Raw genomic sequence first — 15,868 nt, 5'->3', positions numbered from 1 at the left:
GTGCATTATCCCCGGCTTATGCTCGATCTGCTAATTCAGCGGATCTTGAAACTGAGATGCCTCGATTACAGTTATGTTGCAGGCCGCCGGAATAAATAAAAACCATTAGATCGTCGGCGGCGCATTCATCGACGGAGAAGATGCCATGCGCAGTATTCTGACGTGTGTGATGATTGCGTATGCGTCGCTGGCCACGGCTCACGACGCACCCACGGGGTGGAGTTACGACCCCTATTGTTGCAATGGCGACAGTCATAATGGCGATTGCCAGATGATCCCTTCGAAAAGCGTGGCGGTGACGCCGGGTGGATATCGTGTAACCTTGCTGCCGGGCGACCACCGGCTGGTCACGCATGCTCACGTTTTCCTGCTGCCGATGACGAAGGCGATGCAATCGGGCGACAACGACTATCATCTCTGTCTGTTCCCGAACGAGGACACGCCGCGCTGTTTTTATGCGCCGGAGATGGGATATTGATGTCTGAGCACGGAAAGGCCCGGCATGCGAGCCGGGCCTGATGTCCGCGGCTTTAATGCCCGGCCGCCTTCATCTCTTCGAGGATCCAGTTGCGGAAGGCCTTGATCTTCGGCACGTTGCGGCGATTTTCAGGATAGACGAGCCAATAGGCCTTGCCGTCGCTGCGGGTCAGCTCGAAGGGCTGATAGAGCCGGCCGAGCGCGATCTCGCCCGCATAGAAAGCCGGATTGAGGATGGCGACGCCGTGGCCGGCCATCGCCGCATCGGCTTCCACGGCCTGGGAGCCGAGCTGGTTACGCGGGCGCCGGTCGAGATCCGTTTCCGTGACCCCGGCCGCCTCGAACCATTGTTTCCACCAGATGTCGCCGGCATCGAAGAGATCGAACTTCAGGAGATCGCGCGGCTCCTTGATGCCGCCTGCCGATTCCGCCAGCTTCGGGCTCAGCATCGGCGTGAATTCCAGGCCCATCAGCCGGTGCAGCACCAGCCCGGGCCAGTTGCCGTCGCCCCAACGGATGCCGACGTCGATCTGTTCGCGGGTAAAGTCGATGATGTCCGCGGTTGCTTGGAAGCGCACCGCGATCGCCGGATGCTTCAGGTGGAAGGAGCCGAGACGCGGCGCCAGCCATTTCGAGGCGAAGGTGTGGGTCGAACTGATCGCGAGCGTACCTTCGACACTGTCACGCGCCGTCGCCATCGCGTCATGCAGCATGGCGAAGGCTTCGGTCACCTTCGGCGCCAGCCGTTCGCCGGTCTCCGTCAGCACGATCTGGCGGGGGCGGCGCAGGAAGAGCGGCTCGCCGACATTCTCCTCCAAGAGCTTGATCTGGTAGCTGACGGCCGTCTGCGTCATGCCGAGCTCGTCGCCCGCCTTGGTGAAACTGCCGAGCCGGGCGGCGGTCTCGAAGACGCGCAGCGCATTCAGCGGGAATTGTTTCGACAGTTTCATGGATAAGTTCTCTTGATGCAGGCAGACGGTCGTTCGATTGGAATTGCAGCATTTTTGGCGGCAGACTGCAACTCATACCACAAACGGATGAGGTGATGTCATGGATTGCCATGTTGCCGAAGAGAACCGATTGCCGCGGAGTGGCGGCGTTTTCCAGCGTCTTGCCGCCCGGCTGGCCGGCACTATCAACCGCTTCTGCCGTCTACCCCGGCTTGACCTCAATGCCATGCCGGATCGCGTCAAACGCGACCTCGGTTTTCTCGACGGACGCGATCCCTATTGCGAGGACGAGCGCATGCGGTAGGCCGCAAGTGCCGTCAGGATCTCGGCGGCGGTCATGGCGGCGATGACCTCGGGACGCTTGTCCCTGACCATCGAGCCGCCGATCGGCAGCGTCAGCCGCTCCATCCAGCCCCGCTCTCCACCGCCTTCACGGGAAAGCCAGCTTGCGAAGGTGGCGCGCTTGGTCGATGAGCCGATCATGCCGGTATAGGCAATATCGGTTCTCTCAAGCGCTTCGCGGGCGATAAGAAAATCAAGCGCATGGTCGTGTGTCAGGATGACGACTGCGCCGCCGGATGGAATATCCTTTACCAGCGCTTCCGGCATTGGCACCAGCCGGGTCTTGGTTTCATCAGGCAGATTGGCGAGTTCCTCCTGCCGGGTCTCGACGACCGTCACCGATAGGGGTAGCGGCGCAAGAGCTGCCGCCAGCGCCCGGCCGACATGGCCGGCTCCGAAGAGATAGACTTCGGGCAGACGCTCGATCTCGCCGGCAAGCCTTGCCTCGAGATCATCCTTCAGCGTCTGCGTCAACCGCCGAAACCGCAACTGCGTGCGCCCGCCGCAGCACTGGCCGATTTCGGGGCCGAGCGGGATGTCCATGGTAAGCGCCCCGCCGGTCCCCGCCAGCATTTCCCGCGCATTTGCGATCGCCATGAACTCGAACTGGCCGCCGCCGATGGTACCCCATAGGGCAGTTGGCGAGACGAGCATGAAGGCGCCAGCTTCGCGTGGGGTGGAGCCTTGGGTGCCGGTGATGTCAACGAGGATGCTGTCGGGGTGAGCGGTGAGGAAGGTGGGGAGGTTGGTCATGGGAGAGCGGCCGATAGGCCCGTACGCGGGATACCCCCCTCTGTCCTGCCGGACCCGGGGTCGAGCCGCGGGTCTCGACCCGTCCTTCGGACCCCCACAAGGGGGGAGATTGGCAAGAAGTCAGACCATCGTTCCCTTTCCGTCTCGTTGGAAGAGGAGCAGTCGCTGAGTTGTTTGGGGAAGCCGTCACCCCCAGCCGATCTCCCCCCTTGTGGGGGAGATGTCCGGCAGGACAGAGGGGGGTGCCGCCCGCTCTGCCGGTCCTGCTCAAGCGACAAACGAGCCGGTCGCCTTTTCATCCTACACCCGTTTCATCCGCTCCACTGCCATCAACACTCGTTCCGGCGTCGCCGGCGCATCGAGCCTCGGGCACGCCTTGTAATCCGCCACACTCGCCACCGCCATTGACAGCGCTTCGAGCACCGAGATTGCCAGCATGAAGGGCGGTTCGCCGACGGCCTTGGAGCGGCCGATGGTGGCCTCGGTGTTCTCCGACCATTCGGCCAGGCGGACGTTGAAGATCTTCGGGCGGTCGGAGGCGAGCGGGATCTTGTAGGTCGAGGGGGCATGGGTGCGCAGTCGGCCCTTGTCGTCCCACCAGAGTTCTTCCGTCGTCAACCAGCCCATGCCCTGGACGAAAGCGCCCTCGACCTGGCCAAGGTCGATTGCCGGGTTCAGCGAGCGGCCGACATCGTGGAGGATGTCGGTGCGGTCGATCAGATATTCGCCGGTCAGCGTATCGATCGAGACTTCGGTGCAGGCGGCGCCATAGGCGAAATAGTAGAAGGGTGTTCCGCGGCCGGCCTTACGGTCCCAGTGGATCTTCGGTGTCTTGTAGAAGCCGGCGGCGGAAAGCTGGACGCGGGCGAAATAGGCCTGCTTGATGAAATCGGGGAACGGGATCTCGCTTTCGCCGACGCGCACGCGGTTCGGCAGGAAGACGATCTCGGAAGGCGCCACATCCCATTTCTCGGCGGCAAAGGCCACCAGCCGTTCCTTGATCTGGCGGGCGGCGTCATAGGCTGCCATGCCGTTCAGGTCCGAGCCGGATGAGGCGGCGGTGGCCGAGGTGTTCGGCACCTTGGCGGTCGTCGTTGCGGTGATCTTCACCCGGTCGATGTCGACCTGGAAGCTGTCGGCCAGCACCTGCGCCACCTTGATGTAGAGGCCCTGGCCCATTTCGGTGCCGCCATGGTTCAGGTGGATCGAGCCGTCCTGATAGATATGGACGAGGGCACCGGCCTGGTTGAAGGCGGTCATCGTGAAGGAGATGCCGAATTTGACCGGCGTCAGGGCAATGCCCTTTCTGATGTAACGGTTGTCGCGGTTGAAGGCGATGATGGCATTGCGCCGCGCCCGGTATTCCGCGGTTTCTTCCAGTTCGTCGACGACACGGGCGATGATATTGTCCTCGACCTCCTGATGGTAAGGCGTGAGCGTGCGCCCGGAACCCGGCTGGCCATAGAAATTCAGCTTGCGGATATCGAGCGGGTCCTTGCCGAGGGCGTAGGCGATCTCCTCGATGACGCGTTCGGCGCCGAGCATGCCCTGCGGCCCACCGAAGCCGCGGAAGGCGGTGTTGGAGACGGTGTGCGTCTTCAATGGTTTCGAAACCAGGTTCACATGCGGGTAGAAATAGCTGGAATCGGCATGAAAGAGGGCGCGGTCTGTCACCGGCCCAGAGAGATCCGATGAGAAGCCGCAACGCGCGGCGTAAGTCGCGTCGACCGCGTGGATGCGGCCCTCGGTATCGAAGCCCACTTCGTAATCGACGAGGAAATCATGGCGCTTGCCGGTGGCGCTCATATCCTCGTCGCGGTCGGGACGGAATTTGATGGCGCGGCCGAGCTTCTTGGCGGCGATCGCTGCAAGCGCGGCGAACTGGTTGCCCTGGGTTTCCTTGCCGCCGAAGCCGCCGCCCATGCGGCGCACGTTGACGGTGACGGCGTTGGAGGGGATATCGAGCACATGGCCGACGATATGCTGGATTTCGCTTGGATGCTGCGTCGAGGACCAGACGGTGACCTCGTCGTCCTCGCCGGGGATGGCCACGGCGATATGGCCTTCGAGATAGAAATGCTCCTGTCCGCCAATGCGCATCTGGCCTTTCAACCGCTTGGGAGCATTCGGCATTTCCGTTTCCGGCTCGCCGCGATGGAGCGTCATCGGGGTGATGACCAGCGGGCTGCCATTGGCAAGCGCGCCGTCGATATCGCTCCAGTGCGGCAGGTCGCGATAGTCGACCTTCGCCAGCCGTGCGGCGCGGCGGGCGGCATCGCGCGTTTCGGCGATGACGGCAAAGATCGGTTGGCCGTGGAACTGAACCAAAGATTCGGCGAGCAGCGGCTCGTCGTGGCTGCCGTTGGAGCTTGTATCGTTGACACCGGGCACGTCCTTGCCGGTGAAGACCCAGACGACGCCTGGAGAGGCGGCGACTTCGGACAGGTCGATGCTGAGGATTTCGGCATGCGCCCGATCGGAGAGGCCGAGGGCGCCGTGCAGGAGACCTGCGGGTTCGGGGATGTCGTCGATATAATCGGCTGTTCCGGTGACGTGTTTGTGCGCGGAATCATGACGCTGCGAGCCGTGCATCGGGCCGGAGATGATGGCTTTGGGGTCTTCGAAGGTGGACTTGTCCATTAGTGCATCCCTTCGAGTGCGACGAAGGGGAGTATCGTTGCCTCATACTCCCTCATTCCTGTGCTTGTCACAGGAATCCAGCCACCGCGCGTCGGCGTGGTGAATGACTCATATGACGGTAAGGTAGGGTCTCCCGCGCCCAAGGACTTGGGCGCACTGGATTCCTGTGACATCCCTCGGGTCAAGCCCGAGGACAGGAATGAGGGAGGGGAGGAGATCGCGGCTGTTCCCATCGAAGCTTGCGGCTGGGTCGTGGAGATCAGGCTGAAGATTGCTCTTTCCATCACGCCACCTCCTCGAACCGCTTCAGCTCCGCCGGTGCGCCCACCGTTTCCAAGTAGAACCGAGTCAACAAATTCTTCGCCGTCAGTTGGCGGTATTCCGCCGTGGCGCGCCAGTCGGTCAGCGGCTGGAAATCGGCGTCGAAGGCAGGGCGGGCGGCGTCGAGCGTCGCTTCCGTCCAGGGCTTGCCGATCAGTTCGGCTTCCACGGCGCGGGCGCGCTTCGGGGTTGCCGCCATGCCGCCGAAGGCGATGCGGATGTCGGTGACCGTCTCGGCATCGTCGAGCGTCAGCAGGAAGGCGCCGAGCACAGCGGTGATGTCCTCGTCGCGGCGCTTGGTGATCTTGTAGGCGGCAAAGCGGCTGGTTGCCTTGGGGTAGGGCACGAAGACGCTTTCGACGAATTCGCCGGGCCTGCGATCCTGCTTGCCATAGGCGATGAAAAAGTCTTCGAGCGGCATGCGGCGTCGGCCTTCCACCGAACGCAGCGTCAGGGTCGCGCCGAGGGCGATCAACGGCGGCGGGCTGTCGCCGATCGGCGAGCCGTTGGCGATATTGCCGCTGATCGTGCCCATGTTGCGCACCTGTTCGCCGCCGATGCGGTCGATCAGCCGTCCGAGCGCCGGGATCTTTTTCGAGATCGCCGCAAAGGCGCCGGTATAGCTGACGCCGGCGCCGATGGTGATGCCATCCTCGCTCTCGGTGACCGACTGCAATTCGCTCAGGTGGTTGATGAAGACGACAGGGCTCAGCCGCCGCATCTGCTTGGTCACCCAGAGGCCGACATCGGTCGAGCCGGCGACCACGACTGCGTCGGGCTCCTGCGAGAGGATTTCGGCGAGTGCCTGGAGCGATGCCGGCACGATCAGCCGGTCTTCGTCCTTGCCAATCCGGATGGTGCCGCTCGCCTGCATGGCCCAGAGCCGCGCGATGATTTCCGAGCGTGTCCGCTCCAAGGGGTCAAAGAGGGCGCTCGGCCGCATCAGGCTCACCTGCTCGGCGGCCTTGACGATTGGCTCATAGCCGGTGCAGCGACAGAGATTGCCTTGCAAGGCTTTTTCGATCTGCCGGCGGCTCGGCTTCTCCGTGGTCAGCCAAAGGCCGTAGAGTGACATGACGAAGCCCGGCGTGCAGAAGCCGCATTGCGAGCCATGACAATCCACAAGCGCCTGCTGCACCGGATGCAGCGCGCCGTCGCGGCCGGCCAGATGCTCGACCGTCACCACATGGGTGGCATGCAGCGAACCGATGAAACGGATGCAGGCATTGACGGATTCATAGGCGAGCTTGCCGTCGGCGAGCCGACCGACGAGCACGGTGCAGGCGCCGCAATCGCCTTCCGCGCATCCTTCCTTGGTGCCTGTCAGCCGCCGCTTCAACCGCAGAAAATCGAGAAGCGTCTCGGTCGGCCCGACATCGGTGAGGGCGATGTCCTCGCCATTGAGGATGAAGCGGATGCTGTCGTTCATGATATTCCCGGTTGTTTTTTCCAAATGGTTAAGCCGCCGTCCAGCCACCGTCAATCGAGATATGGGTTCCGGTCACTTGGCGGGCGGCGTCGCTGGCGAGGTAGAGCGACAGTGCGCCGATCTCCTCGGCCTTGACGAATTCACGGGTCGGCTGCGCCTTGAGGATGACCTCGCTCTTCACCTGTTCCTCGGTCATGCCGCGCGCCTTGGCGGTATCGGGTATCTGCTTTTCGACGAGCGGCGTCAGCACATAGCCGGGGCAGATGGCGTTGACCGTCACGCCGAACTCGGCAAGTTCCAGCGCTGCCGTTTTCGTCAGGCCTAATATACCATGCTTTGCCGCGACATAGGCGGATTTGAAGGGCGAGGCGACGAGGCCGTGCGCTGAGGCGATATTGATGATGCGGCCATGCTTCCTAGCCTTCATCAGCGGAATGGCGGCGCGCATGGTGTGAAAGGAGCTCGACAGATTGATGGCGATGATCTGATCCCATTTCTCGATCGGGAAATCCTCGATCTTCTCGACATGCTGGATGCCGGCATTGTTGACGAGCACATCGACGGTGCCGAAGGTTTTCGTGGCGGTTTCGATCAGGTCGGCGATTTCGGCGGGCTTGGTCATGTCGGCCGGATGGTAGATCGCCCGGCCCTTCGATCCTGATTCAAGCCGCGCGACGATCGCCTTGATTTCATCGGCATTTCCGAAACCGTTGATGACGACGTTGTCGCCGGTTTCGGCGAAGGCCGTGGCAATCGCAAGCCCGATGCCGCTGGTGGAACCGGTGACGACGACTGATCTGCTCATGCTGCTCTCTCCTGACATCGCGATGCTGCGTTGCAACGTTTCGGGCGAGGTTATGCCCAAAGCCGGCAGGCTGGCAATTCCGCTTTATTCGCTTTTCTCGTTCGCCGGCGTGTCCTATTGATTTGTCACCATAATCGATACGCTTGAGGAGGATTTTCATGGGTGGTTATGTTCTGGCGATCGATCAGGGAACGACATCGACGCGGGCGATCGTCTTCGACGGCGATATGCATGTTGCCGGCAAGGGCCAGAAGGAATTCACTCAGATCTATCCGCGCTCGGGCTGGGTGGAGCACGATCCTGAGGAGATTTGGGATTCGGTCGTCTCCACCGTTCATATGGCGCTGCGCGAGGCGCGAATCACGGCTCGGGATATTGCTGCGCTTGGCATTACCAATCAGCGTGAAACCGTCGTCGTCTGGGAGCGCGAGACCGGTCGGCCGATCCAGAATGCCATCGTCTGGCAGGACCGACGCACGGCAAGCTATTGCGACAATCTAAAACGGCAGGATCTCGAGCGGCTGTTCACCAAGAAGACAGGTCTGCTCCTCGATCCCTATTTCTCCGGCACAAAGCTCTCCTGGATGCTCGCCAATGTGAAGGGTGCGCGGGCGCGTGCGGCGAGGGGTGATCTTTGCTTCGGCACGATCGACACTTTCCTGATCTGGCGGCTGACAAGGGGCAAGAGTTTTGTTACCGATGCCACCAACGCCTCGCGTACGCTGATGTACAACATCGCTGAAAACGCATGGGACGAGGATCTGCTGGACATTCTCAGGGTGCCAGTCGCCATGCTGCCCGAGGTCAAGGATTGCGCCGCCGATTTCGGCACGGTCGATCCGGAGATTTTCGGCGCTGCCATCCCGATCCTCGGCGTTGCCGGCGATCAGCAGGCGGCGACCATCGGTCAGGCGTGTTTCGCGCCCGGCATGCTGAAATCAACCTACGGCACGGGCTGTTTCGCGTTGCTCAATACCGGCGCCGATATGGTGCGCTCGAAAAACCGGCTGCTGACGACGATCGCCTACCGCCTGAACGGCGAGACCACCTATGCGCTCGAGGGCTCGATCTTCATCGCCGGTGCTGCCGTGCAATGGCTGCGGGACGGGCTCGGCGTCATCGGCAGCGCTGCCGAAACCAATGCGCTCGCCGAAAAGGCCGACCCGACACAGGAGGTGTATCTCGTGCCTGCTTTCACCGGACTCGGCGCGCCGCACTGGGATGCCAAGGCGCGCGGCGCGATCTTCGGGCTGACGCGCAACAGCGGCCCGGCGGAATTCTCCCGCGCCGCACTCGAAGCCGTCTGCTACCAGACCCGCGACCTGCTCGACGCCATGCAGAAAGACTGGAAGAACGGCTCGGAGGATACCGTGCTGCGCGTCGACGGCGGCATGGTCGCCTCCGACTGGACGATGCAGCGCCTCGCCGACCTGCTCGACGCGCCGGTTGACCGCCCGGTGATCCTGGAGACGACGGCGCTAGGCGCGGCCTGGCTCGCCGGCAGCCGGGCAGGAGTTTGGCCGGACAAAGATGGTTTCTCGGCGACGTGGAAACGCGACCGGCGCTTTACGCCCGACATGGACGAGAAGGTGCGGGCGGCAAAGCTCAAGGGCTGGAAGAATGCGGTTAGGCGGACGCTGAGCGAGGGGTAGCCCCGTCTGAACCTGTCGCCCTTGCGAGCGCCGGCGTCACAATAATTTTTTGATGCGGCCTGTCGGCTAAGGCGGTACTCCTTCGTCATTCGGAAAGAGGAGTGACCGATGCTTTATGCAATCCTTTGTTACGCCCATGAAGAAACCGTCTTTGCCTGGAGCAAGGAGGAAGAGGCTGCCGTCATGGAGAAGCTTTATGCCGTGCAGGAGCCGCTCGCCAAGGCCGGCAAGCTTGGGCCTGTCGGCCGGCTGATGCCGACGACGGCTGCGACCACCGTGCGCAAGGGCAAGGACGAACCCCTTGTTATCGACGGGCCTTTCGCGGAAACCAAAGAGGCGCTTCTCGGCTTCTACGTGGTTGATTTCGAGACACTGGAGGAGGCGGTCGCCTTCTCGAAGCAGCTTTCGTCAGTCAATCCCGGCTCCACCTCTTACGAAATTCGGCCTTTCTACGTGTTCAGGCCGGGAGATGCTGCATCATGACCGACATTGCCTGGATCGACCTCGCGCTTGCCTCTGCCCGCCCCAAGGCGCTCGGCGCGCTGCTGCGCTATTTCCGCGATCTCGACACTGCGGAAGAGGCGTTCCAGGAGGCATGCCTTAGGGCGATCCGGACCTGGCCGGAGAAAGGGCCGCCGCGCGATCCGACGGCCTGGCTCATCTTCGTCGGGCGCAACAGCGGTATCGATGCCGTGCGCAAGCGCTCGAAGCTCCAGGCCCTGCCGGATGAGGACACGATCTCCGATGCCGAGGATGCCGAAAGCGATATTGCCGAGCGGCTGGATGATTCCCACTATCGCGACGATATCCTGCGGCTTCTCTTCATCTGCTGCCATCCCGATCTGCCGGCGACCCAGCAGATCGCGCTGGCGCTGCGCATCGTCTCCGGGCTTTCGGTGACGCAGATCGCCCGTGCCTTCCTGGTATCCGAAAGCGCCATGGAGCAGCGCATTACCCGCGCCAAGGCGCGCGTTGCCAAGGCGGGCGTGCCGTTCGAGACGCCGAGCCCAGAGGAAAGGGCGGAGCGGCTTTCGATCGTCAGCACGATGATCTATCTCATCTTCAACGAGGGCTACAGCCAGGCCGATCCCAAACATGAGGCGACCGCCTTCAGCGACGAGGCGATCCGGCTCGCGCGCCTCATGCTGCGCATCTTTCCCTCCGAGCCGGAGATGATGGGGCTGCTTGCGCTGATGCTCCTGCAGATTTCGCGCCGGCCGGCACGCTTCAGTGCCGAGGGCGAGATCGTGCTGCTCGAGGATCAGGACCGTTCGCTCTGGAACCAGCTCTTCATCAACGAGGCGCTGGCGCTGCTTGACAAGGCGCTGCGTCACCGCCGGCCCGGGCCCTTCCAGATTCAGGCGGCGATTGCCGCGATTCATTCCCGGGCAAAACGCGCTGAAGACACCGACTGGGTCGAGATCGATCTGCTCTATCGCGCGCTGGAGCGTATCCAGCCGTCGCCCGTCGTCACGCTCAATCGGGCGGTGGTGACTTCCAAATTGCAGGGGCCGCAGGCCGCGCTCGAAATCGTCGATCCGCTCGGCGAGAAGCTCGACGGTTATTTCTACTATCATGGTCTGCGCGGCAATCTGTTGAAGCAGCTCGGCCGCAACGGCCAGGCGCGCGAAGCCTTCGACCGCGCCATCGCGCTTGCCCAGTCTGCGGCGGAGGCTGCTCATATCCGTCACCAGATCGACAAGATGCAGGAAGAGGCCGCGCAGCCGGTCGCAAAATAATTCAAGCCTGCTGTCGGAACGGCGGATGTCGATACGTCTTTGTAACAACCTGATACGAAACAGGTTCCATTCAAACGGAGAGATGTTGAAATGACCGCCAGCACGCAGCATGAACTCGTCCTCGTTCGCGAATTCGACGCCCCGCGCGAGAAGATCTACAGGGCATGGACCGATCCGGAACTGCTGAAGCAGTGGTTCGTGCCGCGCCCTTGGAGTGTGGCGGAAGCAACGCTCGACGTCCGGCCTGGCGGCGCCAATGTGATCGTGATGCAGGATCTCGAGGGCAATCGGTATCCGAACCGCGGCGTCTATCTCGAAATCATCGAGAACGAGAAGATCGTCTTCACCGATGCCTATACCAGCGCCTGGGTGCCGGCCGAAAAACCTTTCTTCACGGGCGTCATCCTGTTCGAAGAACTCGGCAACGGCAGGACGAGATACACCGCCAAGGCGCTGCACTGGCGCACCGAGGACAAGGAAGCGCACGAGAAGATGGGCTTCCATGAAGGCTGGGGCAAGGCTGCGGACCAGCTGGCGGACCTGCTGGCGACGATGTGAGTGGCGGGCGGCGTGGTGAAGGCTGCGCCGTCCTCATGCTTCAAGTGCGATGTGAGGTGACTTGGAAGACGATTCCGCCAATGCTTCCAAGTCGTTGATTCGGATTCGAATTGGCGGCTGGGATTCGTGCTTCGGTCGCGGCTCTGGTGTGCCGTGTGACACCCCCCTCTGCCCTGCCGGGCATCTCCCCCACAAGGGTGGAGATCGGCAAGTGGTTGGATCATCCATCCGTCTCTGCTGTATCGAAATACGTGAGCGGTAGTTGTTTGAGGAAGCCATCACGCCCAGCCAATCTCCACCCTTGTGGGGGAGATGCCCGGCAGGGCAGAGGGGGGTGGCCACGGCATGCCCTCTCCGCCTGGTTCCTGTGCTCGTCACAGGAATCCAGCAGCGCCATGTCCATGGCGCAGGGGACTCTTTGCCATCGTAGTGTTTGCTCGGCAGCTGTGGCTGAAGGTGCCGATCGACCTTCAAAGACATCCCGCCATCAAGATTCTCGAACATTCCGTTCCAGAGTTTGTATTTGCGTTCGCTGTTGGCGATCCTTATCTGCGGGTCGAGTTCAACGGGATGCCGACAATGGAACTGGGGCTTTATACCTTCGCGGACGTCAATCCCAATCCCTCCCGCAGCAAGGGAGCGGAAGGGGCAGAGCGGCTGAAGCATCTGATCGAGGAGATTGAGCTTGCCGATCAGGTGGGACTCGACGTCTTCGGGCTCGGCGAACATCATCGGCCGGATTATGCGGCCTCCGCACCGGCGGTGGCGCTGGCAGCGGCGGCTGTCAAAACGAAGAGCATCCGGCTGACGAGTGCCGTCACCGTGCTTTCCTCCGACGATCCGGTGCGCGTCTTTCAGCAGTTTTCGACCCTCGATCTGATCTCCAACGGCCGGGCCGAGATCATGGCGGGGCGCGGCTCCTTCATCGAGTCCTTCCCGCTGTTCGGTTACAATCTCGAAGATTACGACCAGCTTTTCGAGGAGAAGCTCGATCTGCTGCTGGCGCTGCGTGACAGCGAGACGGTCGACTGGAGCGGTGAGCTTCGTGCGGCGATCAACGGGCGCGGCGTTTATCCGCGGCCGCTGCAGGACCCACTGCCGCTCTGGATCGCCGTCGGCGGCACGCCGCAGTCGGTGGCGCGCGCCGGCGCGCTCGGACTGCCGGTGGCGCTGGCGATCATCGGCGGCGAGCCGCGCCGTTTCGCGCCGCTCTTTGATCTCTACCGCGAGGCGGCGCGCCGGGCAGGGCAGGACCAGGCGAAACTGAAGACCAGCATCAACGTTCACGGTTTCATCGCCGACACGACGGAAAAGGCGGCTGAACAATTCTACGGGCCGCAGGCCGAGGTGATGAACCGCATCGGCCGCGAGCGCGGCTGGGGACCGACCAACCGGGCGCATTTCGACATGTCGCGCGGGCCGAACGGGGCGCTCTTTGTCGGCGATCCCGAGGCGGTCGCCGAAAAGATCATCGCCCATCACGCGCTGTTCAAGAACGACCGTTTCCTGCTGCAGATGGCGATCGGCCTGATGCCGCATGATCAGATCATGCGCGGCATCGAGCTGTACGGGACGAAAGTCGCGCCGATCGTCAGAAAGGCATTGACTGAAAAGAGCGAAGGGGCGAAAGCCTGAGCCTGAGGTGGCCGCGGCCGCCCTGCGCACGGCCGGGACAGACGAATGGTTATCGCAAACGACGACGAACTGGTAAAGCTCAAGGAAATCGGCCGCATCTGCGCCAACGCCATCCAGGTGATGGCGGCGGCGATGGAGCCCGGCATGACGACGCTGGAGCTCGATCAGATCGGCCGCAAGGTACTGGAGGATTCAGGCGCACGCTCGGCGCCGGAGTTCTGCTACCAATTTCCGGGCGCGACCTGCATCAGCATCAACGAGGAAATCGCCCACGGCATTCCCGGCCCGCGCGTCATCCGAGCGGGTGATCTGATCAATATCGACGTCTCGGCCGAGAAGGACGGTTTCTTCGCCGATACCGGCGCCTCCTTCGCGATGCCGCCGGTCAAGCCGAAGATCGACCGGCTCTGCCGCGACGGCAAACGGGCGCTCTGGGTCGGGCTCAATCAGGTGAAGTCAGGCGAGCCGCTGGCAAAAATCGGCACCGCCGTCGGCGCCTTTGCGCAGAAGAACCGCTATACGCTCGTCGCCAATCTGGCGAGCCATGGCGTCGGCCGCTCACTGCACGAGGAGCCGGCCGAGCTTTCGACCTGGCCGGACCCTTCGGAAAAACGCATCATGACGGACGGACTCGTCTTCACGGTCGAGCCCTTCCTGTCGCTTGGCGCGACCTGGGCCGAAGGCGGCGACGATGCCTGGACGCTCTATGCCGATCCGCAGGCGCCGACCGTTCAATATGAACACACGGTGGTCGCGACGCGGAATGGGCCGGTAATTTTGACGCTGCCGGATGGGCGAGGGTAGGGTTCAGCTCACCGCGTTCTCGTGGCTCGGCCGGAGAGCTTCTTCCTGAGTGCGGCACTCTCCAACGCACCTCATGCAGAGGTGCGCAGCCCACAGGGCGGAGCCTCGAAGCACGCCGCAACGCCGCTTCTTGCATCATTCAATGTCGGCGCGCCCGCCTCGTCCTTCGAGGCCCCTGCGGGGCACCTCAGGATGAGGCTCTCTTGGGGGCCGGCATCGTATCCTCGAGCGCGCCGTAGGTCGGCACGAGCCGTCCTCACCTTCGTGTTTCCAGCCTACCGCCCTGCAGTATTTCCGTAGCGGCGCGTTCGAGGATACCGGCGATGCGGGCGGCTTCGGGTTTCGACCAGGGATAAGGCATGTGCAGGGCCGAGCGCAGCAGCATGCGGGCGGCGCGGATGATGTTTCAGGAAATTGATCGATCGATCAGAAATACTCGTTTGTCGTGTTCGCGCTGCGGCGCGATAAGCGCTGCATGCTTTCCCGTCTGCCTCGATCCCCGCCGAACCTCGTTGCCACTGCTGCTGCCGGCGCCGTCGCCATGGCCGCCGCCATGGGGTTCGGGCGTTTCTCCTACACGCCGATCCTGCCCGGCATGATGAGCGGCGTGCCGCTTTCGGCTGCGGACGCCGGTTTCATCGCCTCGGCGAATTTCCTCGGTTACCTCGTCGGCGCCGTGCTTGCCGCATATGGATGGGCGGCGGGGCGCGAGCGGCTGGTGGCGCTGCTGGCACTGTTTGCCACCGCAATCCTGCTTGCCGCCATGGCGGCCACCAACTCCGTCGCGATCTTTGCAATCATCCGTTTCCTGGCTGGCCTCGCCAGCGCCTTTGCGATGGTCTTCACCTCGTCGATCGTGCTCAGCCATGGGGCAGCCGCCGGCAACGACCATGTGCAGGCGGCGCATTTCGGCGGGCCGGGGGCGGGGATTGCGCTGTCCTCGGTCATGGTGTTTCTGATCGGCCTCGGCTTTCATGATGGGCAGGGCGGTTGGCGAGCCGACTGGATCGGCGGCGCACTCTATTGCGCGATAAGCCTCGTCGTCGTCTTCCTGCTGCTGCCGTCGGCCCCGGCGCAATCGGCACAGGCGGGCAAGGAGCCGGCGCTGGTCTGGAACCGGCCGATGATGCTGCTGACGCTGTCCTATGGCCTGTTCGGCTTCGGCTACGTCATCACCGCGACCTTCCTCGTCACCATCGCGCGCCTTTCCGCAACCGGCCCCTTCGTCGAATTCCTCTGCTGGTTCATCGCCGGCCTGACGGCGGCGGTGGCGCTGTTTGCCTGGAAGCCGCTGGTCAGGCCGCTCGGGCTCGGCGGCGTCTATGTCGCGGCCCTTTTGGTCGAGGCCGCCGGCGTACTCGCGACCGTTGCACTGCCGCCTTCCGTCGCGCCGCTGATCGGCGGGGCGCTGTTCGGGGCAACTTTTCTGGCGATCACCGCTTACGGCCTGCAGATCGGCCGCAAGCTTTCCCCGCAGAGCCCGCGGCGGATTCTCGCCATGATGACCGCCGCCTTCGGCGTCGGCCAGATCGTCGGGCCGATCGTCGCCGGCTGGATCGCCGAGCACACCGGCAGCTTCACCGGCCCGACGGTGATTGCCGCCGCCGCCCTTCTTGTCTGCGCAGCGCTCGTGATGCCGGTCATCAGGAAAATCGCCTAACCGGTTACATCTGCGTAACAATCACCCGAACCCATTGCTGCTTCCTTCGAACTGCCTTAGTTTCCGGCAAAATCAGTGTCACGACACTCCCGAGACTCACAGT

14 protein-coding genes and 1 pseudogene are annotated in these 15,868 nt (G+C 63.0%); 9 read left to right on the top strand and 6 right to left on the bottom strand.

Going from position 1 to position 15,868, the window contains the following annotated elements:
• Positions 1-145 precede the first annotated feature (145 nt).
• The gene (locus tag CO666_RS04860; RefSeq protein ID WP_085738009.1) at positions 146-478 is read left to right on the top strand and encodes a hypothetical protein; all 333 of its coding nucleotides are present in this window, start codon (positions 146-148) and stop codon (positions 476-478) included.
• A 52-nt stretch (positions 479-530) separates the two neighbouring features.
• Here CO666_RS04860 and CO666_RS04855 read toward each other — a convergent pair whose 3' ends face one another.
• Positions 531-1,427 (bottom strand): LysR substrate-binding domain-containing protein, encoded by an 897-nt coding sequence (locus CO666_RS04855; RefSeq protein WP_097610983.1) that lies wholly within the window; start codon positions 1,425-1,427, stop codon positions 531-533.
• A 100-nt stretch (positions 1,428-1,527) separates the two neighbouring features.
• Between CO666_RS04855 and CO666_RS04850 the strand changes: the two genes are divergently transcribed.
• Complete coding sequence (locus CO666_RS04850) at positions 1,528-1,731, top strand: hypothetical protein (protein WP_097610982.1); 204 nt, start codon at positions 1,528-1,530, stop codon at positions 1,729-1,731.
• On the opposite strand, the gene xdhC is transcribed toward CO666_RS04850, so the two are convergent.
• From xdhC to CO666_RS04820, 4 genes are all read right to left on the bottom strand, one after another.
• Positions 1,704-2,522: a xanthine dehydrogenase accessory protein XdhC gene (gene xdhC / locus CO666_RS04845; RefSeq protein ID WP_097610981.1), complete on the bottom strand. Its 819-nt coding sequence runs from the start codon at positions 2,520-2,522 to the stop codon at positions 1,704-1,706. The two genes, CO666_RS04850 and xdhC, sit on opposite strands and share 28 nt — an antisense overlap.
• A gap of 300 nt (positions 2,523-2,822) precedes the next feature.
• Positions 2,823-5,162 (bottom strand): xanthine dehydrogenase molybdopterin binding subunit, encoded by a 2,340-nt coding sequence (gene xdhB / locus CO666_RS04835; protein ID WP_097610979.1) that lies wholly within the window; start codon positions 5,160-5,162, stop codon positions 2,823-2,825.
• A gap of 283 nt (positions 5,163-5,445) precedes the next feature.
• Complete coding sequence (gene xdhA / locus CO666_RS04825; RefSeq protein WP_097610977.1) at positions 5,446-6,912, bottom strand: xanthine dehydrogenase small subunit; 1,467 nt, start codon at positions 6,910-6,912, stop codon at positions 5,446-5,448.
• 28 nt (positions 6,913-6,940) lie between these two features.
• The gene (locus CO666_RS04820; RefSeq protein WP_097610976.1) at positions 6,941-7,717 is read right to left on the bottom strand and encodes a 3-hydroxybutyrate dehydrogenase; all 777 of its coding nucleotides are present in this window, start codon (positions 7,715-7,717) and stop codon (positions 6,941-6,943) included.
• A gap of 158 nt (positions 7,718-7,875) precedes the next feature.
• On the opposite strand from CO666_RS04820, the gene glpK reads away from it, so the two are divergent.
• The 6 genes from glpK (at position 7,876) to map (ending at position 14,105) form a co-directional block, all read left to right on the top strand.
• Positions 7,876-9,369, top strand: coding sequence for a glycerol kinase GlpK (glpK, locus tag CO666_RS04815; protein WP_097610975.1), 1,494 nt, complete (start codon positions 7,876-7,878; stop codon positions 9,367-9,369).
• Positions 9,370-9,477: 108 nt separating this feature from the next.
• The gene (locus CO666_RS04810; RefSeq protein ID WP_097610974.1) at positions 9,478-9,852 is read left to right on the top strand and encodes a YciI family protein; all 375 of its coding nucleotides are present in this window, start codon (positions 9,478-9,480) and stop codon (positions 9,850-9,852) included.
• The gene (locus CO666_RS04805; RefSeq protein ID WP_097610973.1) at positions 9,849-11,108 is read left to right on the top strand and encodes an RNA polymerase sigma factor; all 1,260 of its coding nucleotides are present in this window, start codon (positions 9,849-9,851) and stop codon (positions 11,106-11,108) included. Before CO666_RS04810 ends, CO666_RS04805 begins: the two co-directional genes overlap by 4 nt.
• A gap of 90 nt (positions 11,109-11,198) precedes the next feature.
• Positions 11,199-11,666 (top strand): SRPBCC family protein, encoded by a 468-nt coding sequence (locus tag CO666_RS04800; RefSeq protein ID WP_097610972.1) that lies wholly within the window; start codon positions 11,199-11,201, stop codon positions 11,664-11,666.
• 579 nt (positions 11,667-12,245) lie between these two features.
• Positions 12,246-13,301, top strand: a complete 1,056-nt coding sequence (locus CO666_RS04790) for an LLM class flavin-dependent oxidoreductase (RefSeq protein WP_097611038.1) — start codon at positions 12,246-12,248, stop codon at positions 13,299-13,301.
• Positions 13,302-13,346: 45 nt separating this feature from the next.
• Complete coding sequence (map, locus tag CO666_RS04785; protein WP_097610971.1) at positions 13,347-14,105, top strand: type I methionyl aminopeptidase; 759 nt, start codon at positions 13,347-13,349, stop codon at positions 14,103-14,105.
• A gap of 256 nt (positions 14,106-14,361) precedes the next feature.
• On the opposite strand, the pseudogene CO666_RS34455 reads toward map, so the two are convergent.
• A pseudogene (locus CO666_RS34455) lies at positions 14,362-14,505 on the bottom strand (PadR family transcriptional regulator); the annotation flags it as partial.
• Positions 14,506-14,580: 75 nt separating this feature from the next.
• Between CO666_RS34455 and CO666_RS04775 the strand changes: the two are divergent.
• A complete protein-coding gene (locus tag CO666_RS04775; RefSeq protein WP_097611037.1) occupies positions 14,581-15,765 on the top strand; it encodes an MFS transporter in 1,185 nt (394 codons plus the stop codon).
• Positions 15,766-15,868 lie beyond the last annotated feature (103 nt).

The sequence above is a fragment of the Rhizobium chutanense genome (assembly GCF_002531935.1).
In the GTDB taxonomy this organism is placed as follows: Bacteria; Pseudomonadota; Alphaproteobacteria; order Rhizobiales; family Rhizobiaceae; genus Rhizobium; species Rhizobium chutanense.
This window is presented reverse-complemented; position numbering and strand designations above follow the sequence as displayed.